We start from the raw sequence: 11,546 nt of genomic DNA, 5'->3' as shown, positions 1-11,546 counted from the left end.
GAAGGCAAGGCAGCACGAGGCTCGACGAAAGAGGACGCAACGATGACGACGGTTCCCCAGCCGACCGACGGGACTCGCTGGCGCTGCACGCTCTGCGGAAATCTCACGCGCTTCGACGTGACGCGCTCCTCGAAGGTCGTCGAATACGTCCATCTCGACCTGGCCGGTGAGTCCAGCGTCGAGGAACGCGAGGTGGTCAGTGAGACCATCGAGTCGGTGCGTTGCCGTTGGTGCAATGCGGTGGACCAGATCGAACTGGTGGACAGGCCGGGTGCCGACTCCTGACGGAGCCGCGCCCATAGACATTTGGGGTGACGGATGGTGGAGCAGCCCGAGAGCGGCGCCGAGTCGGCCGAGGCGGCCGGCGACGCCGTCGAGGCGCTCGACCGCCCGCTGCCCGAAGGTGTACGGCGGCGGGTCGTCGCTCTGGTCTCGGACGCGTTCGGCGGCCTGACGGTCACCGAACTCCCCGCCCAGCTGCGGCAGTACGCCCGCTTCACCCCGACCCGGCGGGCCAAGTTCGCCGGGAACGCGATGGCGGCCGCCCTGGAGGGCGACGCGCTGTTCCGGCAGCGCATCGGCGACCGGCTCAAGGAGGGGCAGTCGGAGCTGGCCGCCGCCCTGGAGGCCGGTGCTCCGCCCGCCGCCGCCGATCCCGTCGATGTGGCCGCGGTGGCCTATGTGCTGCGCCCGGCGGGCTGGGTGAAGCTGGTCGCCGCCGCGGGCGAGGAGGCCCAGCGTGCCGACGCCGAGCGCGCCGACGAGGAGAGCCGCCGCGAGCTGGACCGGCTGCGCGAGGAGCTCGTCCGGGCCCGCTCGCAGACGAAGAGCGAGACGGAGCGGCTGCGCGGCGAGCTGGAGGCGGCCCGCAAGGAGGCCGAATCCCTTCAGCGCAAGCTGCGCAGCGCCGTCAACGAGGTCAGGCGTGGTGAGGCCGCGCTGCGCCGCAGCCGGGCCGAGACCGACGCCGTACGGTCCGAGGCGGCCGCCCAGGTCTCCGCGGCCGAGAGCGAGAGCCGTCGGCTCAAGGCGCGGCTGGGGGAGGCCGAGGCGTCCGTGGAGGCGGGCCGCCGGGCCGCCAGGGAGGGCCGCTCGGTCGAGGACATGCGGCTGCGGCTGCTGCTGGACACGGTGCTCGACGCGGCGAGCGGGCTCCGCCGCGAACTGGCCCTGCCGCCCTCCTCGATCCGCCCCGCCGACGGCGTCGACGCGGTCGAGCCGGGCCGCATGTCGCCCAAGGACATTGCAGCCAGGGCCCTTTCGGAGACCGACCCGGCCCTGCTCGACCAGCTGCTCGCGCTGCCGCAGGCGCATCTGATCGTCGACGGCTACAACGTCACCAAGACCGGTTATCCGCAACTCCCGCTGGAGAAGCAGCGGTTGAGACTGCTGGGCGGACTCTCGGTGCTCGCGGCACAGACCGGCGCCGAGATGACCTGTGTCTTCGACGGCGCCGAGCTGGCGGCCCCGGTGCTGCTCGCGCCGCCGCGCGGGGTCCGGGTGCTGTTCAGCAAGCCCGGGGTGACCGCCGACGAGCTCATCCGCCAGCTGGCGCGCGCCGAACCTCCGGGCAGGCCCGTCGTCGTGGTCTCCACCGACCGCGAAGTCGCCGACGGAGTGGCGAAGGCGGGCGCCAGGCCCGTTGCGTCCGCCTTGCTCCTGAAGCGCCTTTCGCGCGTCTAGTGGCACTTGCCGGGTCTCGGCGGAAATCGGGGAACGGACCGTCAAGTCTCGGCTACACCCTGTGTGTCGTGGGTAAAGAAGTGCAGCCCGTGATGAGATTTTTCGGGTGAGGATTTGAACTGATCACAAGTTGGTCACTAGGGTCGGGCCTCGAACCTTCGCACGGTTGATCACCCACCCGGGGTGACGGTGAAGGCACCGCCGAGTCCGTGACATGCACGGAGCCGGGGATCCGATCCCCCACAGCCCGGTAGGCGGCTCGAGGAAGAAGGAGCTCGCCTCCGTGGCGTCCCACCGTCGTCCCAAGCAGCCGAGCCGCGCCCGTGTGACCGTGCTCACCGCGACCGCCGCCGCAGCCGTGGCCCTGACCTCCCAGGCGGCCCACGCCGACCCGAAGCCCTCCAAGAGCGAGGTCAAGGCGAAGGTCGAGAAGATCGGCCACGAGGCCGGCGAGGCCAACGAGCAGTACTACGGCGCCAAGGAGAAGCAGCAGAAGCTGGAGAAGGAAGTCGGCGCGCTGCAGGACAAGGTGGCCCGCGGCCAGCAGGAGATCAATACGCTCCGCAACGGCCTCGGTTCGCTCGCCGCGGCGCAGTACCGCTCCGGCGGCATCGACCCGTCGGTGCAGCTCTTCCTCTCGTCCAACCCGGACACCTTCCTCGACGAGGCCTCGGCCCTCGACCAGTTGACGGCCAAGCAGACCGAGGCCCTGGGGAAGATCCAGGAGAAGCAGCGGGTCCTCGCGCAGCAGCGCAAGGAGGCCCAGGACAAGCTCGGTGACCTCGCGGACGTACGCAAGACGCTCGGCGAGAAGAAGAAGAAGCTCCAGAACAAGCTGGCCGAGGCGCAGCGCCTGCTCAACTCGATGACCACCGCCGAGCGCACGAAGATGCGCGAGGACCAGCAGCGCGCCAGCCGCTCCGCGGGCGACCGCGTCGACCTGGGCAACGAACTCCCCGCCTCCGCCTGGGGTGCCGCCGCACTGAACGCCGCCAAGACCCAGGTGGGCAAGCCGTACCAACGCGGTGGCACCGGCCCCGGATCCTTCGACTGCTCCGGGCTGACCCAGTGGGCCTACGCCCAGGCCAACGTCCAGATCTCCCGGGTCACGTACACCCAGGTCAACGATGGTGCCCGCATCGGGCGCAGCGCGCTGAAGCCGGGCGACCTGGTCTTCTTCAACAACACCTCTCACGTGGGCCTCTACGCGGGCAACAACACCGTCCTGCACGCCCCGTACACGGGCACGGTCGTCCGCTTCGAGTCGATGGACACCATGGGCAGCTTCCAGTTCGGCGTGCGCGTCGGCTGACGACGCCCGAACGGGCGAATTCCCGCGCCCTCGCAGACAGTCCGCCCCGCCGGAGACCACAGGTCACCGGCGGGGCGTCGCCGTATTCGCCGCCCCTCCCTCCGGTGTGGCCGTTCGTCGCTCCGTGATCGTCCGACTACTGTCTGCCTGCTGTGCAGCTCCCGGTCGTCGGTCCGCCCGCCCCGGGCGGCAGGGGCTGCGCGCGTCTGCGTACAGCGGAAGGGAGTGCGGCGTCCTGTGGTGTCCCATCGCCGTTCCACACAGTCCGGCCTCAACCTGAGCGTCCGGGCCACCGTTCTTTCGGCCGCGGCGGCGACCGTCGCCGCCACCCTCGGGGCGGCCACCGCGAACGCCGACCCGCAGGGCGCGCCCCGGACCGCCAAGGCCCGGATCGACCTGCTGTACACCCAGGCCGAGCGGGCCACCGAGCAGTACAACAAGGCCGGCGAGAACGCCGACCGGCTGCGTGGCGAGTTCGACCGGGCCCAGGACCGGGCGGCCCGCGGCCAGGAACAGGTCAACCGGATGCGTACGGCGCTGGGTTCGGCGGCGAGCGCGCAGTACCGTTCCGGCGGTATCGACCCCTCGCTCGCCCTGCTGCTCTCCTCCGACCCGGACAGCTATCTCGACCGGGCGGCCGTGCTGGAGCGGCTGACCGGCCTCCAGGCCACCGAGCTGCGGCAGCTCCAGCAGGTCCAGCGCGGGCTCGCGCAGACCCGCGCGGAGGCGGACCGTGCGCTGGCCGAGCTGGAGCGCAACCGGGCGGCCGCCACCCGGCACAAACGGACCGTCGAGCGCAAGATCACCGAGGCCAGGAAGCTGCTGGCCACGCTGCCCGGCGCCGACCGGGCGCAGTTCGAGCGGGCCTCGCGCTCCGGCCGCGACGGCGCGTTCCCGGCGACGGCCGATCTGCCGGCCGGCTCCGCACGCGCGGCGGTGGCCGTCGCGGCGGTCCGGCAGGCGCTGGGCCGCCCGTACATCTGGGGGGCCAACGGGCCGGCCGGATTCGACTGTTCCGGGCTGATGCAGTGGGCGTACGCCCAGGCTGGGGTCAGCCTGCCGCGGACCTCGCAGGCCCAGCGGTACGCGGGACACATGGTGCGGCTCTCCGAGGCCCGCCCCGGAGACCTGGTCGTCTACCGCGCGGACGCCGGCCACATCGCGATGTACGTCGGCAACGGCCAGGTGATCCATGCCCCGTACCCAGGGGCCCCGGTGCGCTACGACCCCGTCGGCATGATGCCCGTCTCGTCGGTCACCCGCGTCTGACCGTACCCTCGATCGGGTGAATGGCAGGCGGGGACGGCACGGCGGGCGGCGGGCGGCGGGGGCGCTGCTCGCCGGGCTGCTGCTCGTCTCCGGCTGCGCGGCCCCCGACGACGACGCCGCTCCCGGGGCCACCGCCCGGGGCATCCGCGCCACGCTGGACCGCCGGGCCGCCGCCGTGCTCGACCACGACACGGACGCCTTCCTGGCCACGACGGACCCCGGGGCCACCGGGCTGCGCACGGCCGAGCGCCGGGAGCTCGCCAACCTCGCGGACGTACCGCTCGGCTCATGGACGTACCGTCTGCACGACGTGACCGGGCAGGGCGCCGACCGGGCCACCGCCGAGGTCGAGCTGCGCTACCGGATCAAGGACTACGACGCCGCTCCGGTCGCCGCGGACCGGGTGCTCGACCTGAGACGGGACCGGGCGGACGGCCGCTGGTACGTCGTCGGGGACCGGGCCGGCGGGGACGGTGCCCGCCTGCTCTGGCAGCAGGGCGACGTACGGGTGGTGCACGGGACGCACAGCCTCGTGCTCGGCGTCGGCCGCACCGGACAGGAGCTGCGCGCCATCGCCCGGACCGCGGACCGCGCGGTGCCCGCCGTCTCCCGCGCCTGGCCGGAGCACTGGGCGGGCCGCGTGGTGCTGCTCGTACCGCGCACGGTGGACGACATGGCGGAGCTGCTGGGCACGGCGGCGGACTACCGGGGCATCGCCGCCGTCACCACCGGGCAGACCGGCGGCACGGGCCGGACCCCCGCCGACCGGGTGATCGTCAACCCGCAGGCGTACGGCACGCTCGGCACCTTCGGGCAGCGGATCGTGCTCACCCACGAGACCACCCATGTCGCCACCCGCGCCCGCACCTCCGCCGCGACCCCGGCCTGGCTCTCCGAGGGCTTCGCGGACTGGGCGGCCTACCGCTCCGAGGACCGCACCCCGGCACGGATCGCGCCCGAACTCGCCGACGCCGTCCGGCGCGGCGACCTGCCCGCCGAGCTTCCCGCGGACGAGGACTTCGGCTTCGCGGGCGACCCCGCGCGCCTGGCGAGGGCGTACGAGGGCGGCTGGGCGGCCTGCGCGCTGATCGCCGACCACTGGGGCGAGAAGAAGCTGTTCGCCTTCTACCGGGCCGTCGGAGGGCATCGGGGGCGGGACGGAGCGGTGGAGCAGGCCATGCACGAGGTGCTCGACACGACCCCGCAGGACTTCACCGCGCTCTGGCGGGAGCATCTGCGCTCCGGGCTCGGCTAGGAGCCGACCGGCTCCGCCTCCCGGCCGGGACCGGGCCGCACGGCGGACCCGCGGTCGTCGCGCGCCGCCCCGGGAACCGTCCGTCGCCACAGCCGGCGGCAGGCGATCAGCGTCGCCGCGACCAGCAGGCCGTTGCGCAGGAACATCAGCGTCACGCCGGTCGCGTCGCTGGTCACCACGTGTGTGAACCCGAGCGGGAACTCCCACTGGGTGATGCCCGTCGCCAGCAGCACCAGACCGGCCGGCAGGACCATCCGGCTGTCGCGGAAGACCAGGCAGACCGCCGCCAGACCGACCAGCCACAGCATGTACTGGGGGCTGATCACCCGGCTCGTCGTCGTGAACAGCAGCACCGCCGCGAACGCCGCGTCCGCCGGAGTGCTCGCGCCGAAGTCACGGGCCCGCAGCCGCCACACCAGCAGCCAGCCGAACGCGAGCACGGACAGACCGAGGGCGAGCGTGCTCACCAGCGGCACGTGCGGACCCAGGAACTCCATCGAGCCGTAGTGCAGCTCCACCCGGCCCTGCCAGCCGAACTGCCGCGCCACATGGAAGATCAGCGCGCCCAGCGACTCGACCTCGGTGCCCCGGTCGCGCTGGGCGCCGAGGAAGGCCAGCGCCCCCGGCATCGCCACGGCGCACCCCACCAGCAGCCCGGCCGCCGTCACCGCCGCGGCCGTCCACGCCAGCCGCGTGCGCCGGCCGCGCGCCGTACCGGCCAGGATCAGTGCCGGCCACACCTTCAGCAGCGCACCGACGGCGGCCAGCACCCCCATCACCCGCGGATGCCGCAGCCCCGCCAGGAGCGCCGCCACCGCCACCGCCGTGACCATCACGTCGTAACGGGCGTACGCGGTCGTGCCGAGCAGCGGCACCCCCGCCACCCACACCCAGGCGCCCGCCACCGACCGGCCGCCGCCCCGGCCCGCGTACAGCAGCAGCGCCAGCACCAGCCCGTCGCACACGAACGCGAGGACGAAGAAGGCCGAGGCGTAGTCCAGGAACGGCAGCAGCGCGGGGGAGAGGATGGCCAGCGCGGCCAGCGGCGGGTACTGCCAGGTGACGTCGGACTCCGGATACGTACCGGTCTTCAGGACCTCGGACCAGCCGTGGTAGATCACCGAGACGTCACTGGTCACGTCCGGGCCGGGCAGTGTGATCACCTTGGTGACGAAGAGCAGCAGCGCGACCCTGGTCAGGGCCCACACCGCTGCGGCGGCGAGCCGTGCGCCGGTCGATCCCGTCATGAACGCCTCATCCGTATCCGTCATTCGTCGGTCGTTGTGCGGTGGTACGAGGGGCCATGATGCCCGCACGGCCGGTGCGGGAGCCATCGGGGCCGGACCGCCCGGTACTGTCGGCCGGGATGGACAAGACCCTGATCGTGACCAACGACTTCCCGCCCCGCCCCGGCGGCATCCAGGCGTTTCTGCACAACATGGCGCTGCGCCTGGACCCCGGACGGATCGTCGTCTACGCCTCCACCTGGAAGCGGACCGCCGAAGGCGTCGCGGCCACCGCCGCCTTCGACGCCGAGCAGCCGTTCACCGTTGTGCGCGACCCGACGACGATGCTGCTGCCGACCCCGCGGGTCACCCGGCGCGCGGTACGGCTGCTGCGCGAACACGGCTGCACCTCCGTCTGGTTCGGAGCCGCGGCCCCGCTCGGGCTGATGGCACCGGCGCTGCGCAGGGCAGGCGCCCGCCGTCTGGTCGCCACCACCCACGGGCACGAGGCGGGCTGGGCCCAGCTGCCCGCGGCCCGGCAGCTGCTGCGACGGATCGGCGAGGGCACCGACACGATCACCTATCTGGGGGAGTACACCCGCTCCCGGATCGCCCCCGCGCTCAGCCCCGGGGCCGCGGCGCTCATGGCTCAACTGCCGCCCGGCGTCGACGAGAAGACCTTCCACCCGGGATCGGGCGGGGACCGGGTCAGGGCCGGGCTCGGCCTCGCGGACCGGCCCGTCGTCGTCTGTGTGTCACGGCTCGTGCCGCGCAAGGGCCAGGACACGCTGATCCTCGCGATGCCCGCGATCCTGGCGCAGGTGCCGGACGCGGTGCTCCTGATCGTCGGCGGCGGACCGTACGCCAAGGAGCTGAAGCGGCTGGCCGCTCAGACCGGGGTCGAGGAGTCCGTGCGGTTCACCGGACCGGTGCCGTGGGAGGAGCTGCCCGCCCACTACGGCGCGGGCGACGTCTTCGCCATGCCGTGCCGCACCCGCCGGGGCGGCCTGGACGTGGAGGGGCTCGGCATCGTCTTCCTGGAGGCCTCCGCGACCGGTCTGCCGGTGGTGGCGGGCGACTCGGGCGGCGCGCCCGACGCGGTGCTCGACGGCGAGACCGGGTGGGTGGTGCGCGGCGGCAGCGTGGAGGAGACGGCCGACCGGATCGTCACCCTGCTCCACGACCCGGAGCTGCGGCAGCGGATGGGGGAGCGGGGCCGGGCCTGGGTCGAGGAGAAGTGGCGCTGGGACCTGCTCGCCGAACGGCTCCGGGCGCTGCTCTGAGCCACGTACGCGAGAGGGCCTGCACACGCCGTGCGGGCCCTCTCGCGTACGGATACCGGGTCAGCCCCGGTAGATCGACTGCCGGGTCAGCCCCGGTAGATCGACTCGATCTCGTCCGCGAAGTCCTTCGCCACCACGTTCCGCTTCAGCTTCAGCGACGGCGTGATGTGGCCCGCCTCCTCGGTGAACTGCGAGTCCAGGATGCGGAACTTGCGCACCGACTCCGCCTTGGAGACGGCCGCGTTCCCGTCGTCCACCGCCCGCTGCACCGCGGCCAGCAGCTCCGGGTCCTCGCGCAGCGACACGGCCGTCGAGCCGGACGGCTTGCCGTGCTCCTCGGCCCAGCGGCCCAGGAACTCCTCGTCCAGGGTGACCAGCGCGCCCACGAACGGCCGTCCGTCGCCGACCACCATGCACTCGGCGACCAGGGCGTGGCCCCGGATCCGGTCCTCGATCACCGCGGGAGCGACGTTCTTCCCGCCCGCCGTGACGATGATCTCCTTCTTGCGGCCGGTGATCGTGAGATAGCCGTCCTCGTCGAGCGTGCCGATGTCACCGGTGTGGAACCAGCCGTCGGCCAGCGCCTCGGCCGTCGCCGCCTCGTTGTTCCAGTAGCCGGTGAACAGGTGCTCGCCGTGCAGCAGCACCTCGCCGTCGTCCGCGATCCGCACGACCGAACCGGGCAGCGGCTGGCCGACCGTACCGATCTTCTGCCGGTCCCACGGGTTGAAGGCGGTGGCCGCACAGGTCTCGGTCAGGCCGTAGCCCTCCAGGACCGTGAAGCCGATCCCGCGGTAGAAGTGGCCGAGCCGCTCGCCCAGCGGCGCGCCGCCGGAGATCGCGTACTCGCCGCGCCCACCGAGCACCGCGCGCAGCTTGCCGTAGACCAGCCGGTCGAAGATCTTGTGCTTCAGCTTCAGGCCCAGGGGCGGGCCCTGGGGGGTGTCCAGCGCGCGGCTGTACGCGATCGCGGTGTTCGCGGCCTTGTCGAAGATCCTGCCCTTGCCGTCGGCCTGCGCCTTGGCGCGCGCCGCGTTGTAGACCTTCTCGAAGACCCGCGGCACGCCGAGGATCAACGTCGGCCGGAACGAGGCCAGTTCATCGGTGAGGTGCTTGATGTCCGGTACGCAGCCGAGCTTGATCGGGGCCATCACCGAGGCCACCTCGACCAGCCGTCCGAAGACGTGCGCGGCGGGCAGGAAGAGCAGCACGGAGCACTCGCCGCTCCGGAAGAGCGGCTTCAGCCGCTCCACCACGTTGCCGCACTCGGCGAAGAAGCTGCGGTGCGTGAGCACACAGCCCTTGGGGCGGCCGGTGGTGCCCGAGGTGTAGACGATGGTGGCCGGGTCGTCCGCCTTGGCGCTCGCCATCCGCAGGTCCAGCGTCTCGTCCGAGACGTCCTCCCCGATCGCCGTCAGCCGGCGGATCGCGTCGTCCTCGATCTGCCAGATGCCCTTCAGGTCCGGCAGGTCCGCCTGGACGGAGACCACGGAGGCCTGGTGCGCCTCGGACTCCACGAGGCACAGCGCGGTGCCGGAGTCACCGAGGATCCACTGGATCTGCTCGGGCGAGCTGGTCTCGTACACCGGGACGGTGACCGCGCCGGCGCTCCAGATCGCGAAGTCGAGCAGCACCCACTCGTAGCGGGTGCGCGAGAGCAGGGCCACCCGGTCACCGGCCTCGACGCCCGCGGCGATCAGACCCTTGGCGACGCCTCTGACCTCGGCCAGGAACTGCGTGGCGTCGACATCGGTCCACGCGCCCCCCACCTTGCGGCTCATCACCGCGGCATCGGGATGCTGAGCGGCATTGCGGCGGATGAGATCCGTCAGGTTGCCGTCCGAGGGGACCTCGTACAGGGCCGGAAGGCTGAACTCGCGCAAGACTGCTGCTCCTCATCGGGCTCCGGTGCCACGGCTCTGTGCGACGCACCGGCTGCGGTCCAAGATTGGCAGGCGCTCAGTGGGGTGAGCACGACTGGACTGCCCGGACGTTACCCACCAGTACTCGGTTCCCGATAGGGGGTTCCGGTCAGATGTCTCATGCGTCACACACAACGGTGATCCTTGGGCGCACAGTAGTCCACCCGCGTGACCGGACGACGATATTCGCAGGTCCGGCGGCCTCTACCCAGGTGACCGGCGGGGTCCTAGGGTGATCGTCATGCGAGCCGGAGACAGCACCCGACAGCGCACGCGCATCCACGTGGTCAGCGACGTGCACGGCAACGCCGAGGCGCTGGCCCGCGCCGGGGACGGCGCCGACGCGCTGGTCTGCCTCGGTGACCTGGTGCTCTTCCTCGACTACGCCGACCACTCGCGCGGCATCTTCCCCGACCTCTTCGGTGTGGAGAACGCCGACCGGATCGTCGCGCTGCGCACCGCGCGCCGCTTCGAGGAGGCCCGCGAGTTCGGCCGCGGCCTGTGGGAGGGCGTGGACCGCGACGCCGCGATCGTCTCGGCGGTGCGCAAGCAGTACGCCGCACTCTTCGCGGCCTTCCCCACACCGACGTACGCCACCTACGGCAATGTCGACGTCCCCGGCCTGTGGCCCGAGTACGCACACCCCGGCACCACCGTCCTGGACGGCGAACGGGTCGAGATCGGCGGCCGGGTCTTCGGCTTCGTCGGCGGCGGCCTGAAGACCCCGATGAGGACCCCGTACGAGATCGACGACGAGGAGTACGCGGCGAAGATCGAGGCGATCGGCCCGGTCGACGTGCTCTGCACCCACATCCCGCCCGAGGTGCCGGAGCTGACCTACGACACCGTGGCGCGCCGCTTCGAGCGCGGCAGCCGGGCCCTGTTGGACGCCATCCGCCGGACCCGCCCCCGGTACGCCCTGTTCGGCCACGTCCACCAGCCGCTGGTCCGCCGGATGCGGATCGGCGCCACCGAGTGTGTGAACGTCGGTCACTTCGCGTCCACCGGCAGGCCCTGGGCCCTGGAATGGTGACCGCACCGCACCGGCACCGGACCCTGGGACGAGGTGCCGCGCGCACGCGATAGCCTTCTGACGGCAGGCCTCTGCCGACGCACCGGTACACCGCACTGGAGGAGCCACGGCGATGGCTGAACACACCAGCTCGAGCATCACGATCGAGGCGGCGCCGGCCGACGTCATGGGAGTGATCGCCGACTTCGCCCGCTATCCGGAGTGGACCGGCGAGGTCAAGGAGGCCGAGGTCCTCTCCACCGACGACCACGGCCGCGCCGAGAAGGTCCGCCTCGTCCTCGACGCCGGAGCGATCAAGGACGACCACACGCTCGCCTACACCTGGATCGGCGACTACGAGGTCAGCTGGACCCTCGTCAAGTCCCAGATGCTGCGCGCCATCGACGGCTCCTACGCACTGGCCCCGCTCGGCGACGGCGACCGCACCGAGGTCACCTACCGGCTGACCGTCGACGTCAAGATCCCGATGCTCGGCATGATCAAGCGCAAGGCGGAGAAGGTCATCATCGACCGGGCCCTGGCCGGCCTGAAGAAGCGCGTCGAGTCCGTCCCGAAGGCCTGAC

General features: G+C 72.2%; 10 protein-coding genes. 8 read left to right on the top strand and 2 right to left on the bottom strand.

From position 1 onward, the window contains the following. Positions 1–42: 42 nt before the first annotated feature. The 5 genes from BT364_RS01795 to BT364_RS01775 all read left to right on the top strand — a co-directional run bounded on the left by BT364_RS01795 (position 43) and on the right by BT364_RS01775 (position 5,519). Positions 43–285, top strand: a complete 243-nt coding sequence (locus BT364_RS01795) for a hypothetical protein (RefSeq protein ID WP_014156692.1) — start codon at positions 43–45, stop codon at positions 283–285. 36 nt (positions 286–321) lie between these two features. Then, positions 322–1,683 carry an NYN domain-containing protein gene (locus BT364_RS01790; protein ID WP_177328011.1) on the top strand — a complete coding sequence of 454 codons (1,362 nt, stop codon included), beginning with the start codon at positions 322–324 and terminating at the stop codon, positions 1,681–1,683. A gap of 283 nt (positions 1,684–1,966) precedes the next feature. Continuing rightward, positions 1,967–2,995, top strand: a complete 1,029-nt coding sequence (locus BT364_RS01785) for a C40 family peptidase (protein ID WP_072483262.1) — start codon at positions 1,967–1,969, stop codon at positions 2,993–2,995. A gap of 237 nt (positions 2,996–3,232) precedes the next feature. Next, positions 3,233–4,264, top strand: a complete 1,032-nt coding sequence (locus BT364_RS01780) for a C40 family peptidase (RefSeq protein WP_072483261.1) — start codon at positions 3,233–3,235, stop codon at positions 4,262–4,264. 16 nt (positions 4,265–4,280) lie between these two features. Next, the gene (locus tag BT364_RS01775) at positions 4,281–5,519 is read left to right on the top strand and encodes a gluzincin family metallopeptidase (protein ID WP_177327997.1); all 1,239 of its coding nucleotides are present in this window, start codon (positions 4,281–4,283) and stop codon (positions 5,517–5,519) included. Here BT364_RS01775 and BT364_RS01770 read toward each other — a convergent pair. Continuing rightward, positions 5,516–6,766, bottom strand: coding sequence for a glycosyltransferase family 87 protein (locus BT364_RS01770; protein WP_079179276.1), 1,251 nt, complete (start codon positions 6,764–6,766; stop codon positions 5,516–5,518). The two genes, BT364_RS01775 and BT364_RS01770, sit on opposite strands and share 4 nt — an antisense overlap. Before the next feature lie 119 nt (positions 6,767–6,885). Here BT364_RS01770 and BT364_RS01765 point away from each other — a divergent pair, with 119 nt between their 5' ends. Next, a complete protein-coding gene (locus BT364_RS01765; protein ID WP_072483674.1) occupies positions 6,886–8,028 on the top strand; it encodes a glycosyltransferase family 4 protein in 1,143 nt (380 codons plus the stop codon). A gap of 86 nt (positions 8,029–8,114) precedes the next feature. On the opposite strand, the gene BT364_RS01760 is transcribed toward BT364_RS01765, so the two are convergent. Next, positions 8,115–9,911: an AMP-dependent synthetase/ligase gene (locus tag BT364_RS01760; protein ID WP_072483260.1), complete on the bottom strand. Its 1,797-nt coding sequence runs from the start codon at positions 9,909–9,911 to the stop codon at positions 8,115–8,117. A gap of 280 nt (positions 9,912–10,191) precedes the next feature. Between BT364_RS01760 and BT364_RS01755 the strand changes: the two genes are divergently transcribed. After that, the gene (locus BT364_RS01755; RefSeq protein WP_079179305.1) at positions 10,192–10,983 is read left to right on the top strand and encodes a metallophosphoesterase family protein; all 792 of its coding nucleotides are present in this window, start codon (positions 10,192–10,194) and stop codon (positions 10,981–10,983) included. 112 nt (positions 10,984–11,095) lie between these two features. After that, on the top strand, positions 11,096–11,545 hold the full coding sequence (locus BT364_RS01750) for an SRPBCC family protein (RefSeq protein ID WP_072483258.1): 450 nt from the start codon (positions 11,096–11,098) through the stop codon (positions 11,543–11,545). The last annotated feature ends 1 nt before the right edge of the window (position 11,546 follow it).

It is taken from the genome of Streptomyces atratus, from assembly GCF_900119365.1.
Taxonomy (GTDB): domain Bacteria; phylum Actinomycetota; class Actinomycetes; order Streptomycetales; family Streptomycetaceae; genus Streptomyces; species Streptomyces atratus_B.
The sequence above is the reverse complement of the archived record's forward strand: the minus strand, read 5'-3'. Positions and strand labels throughout refer to the sequence as shown.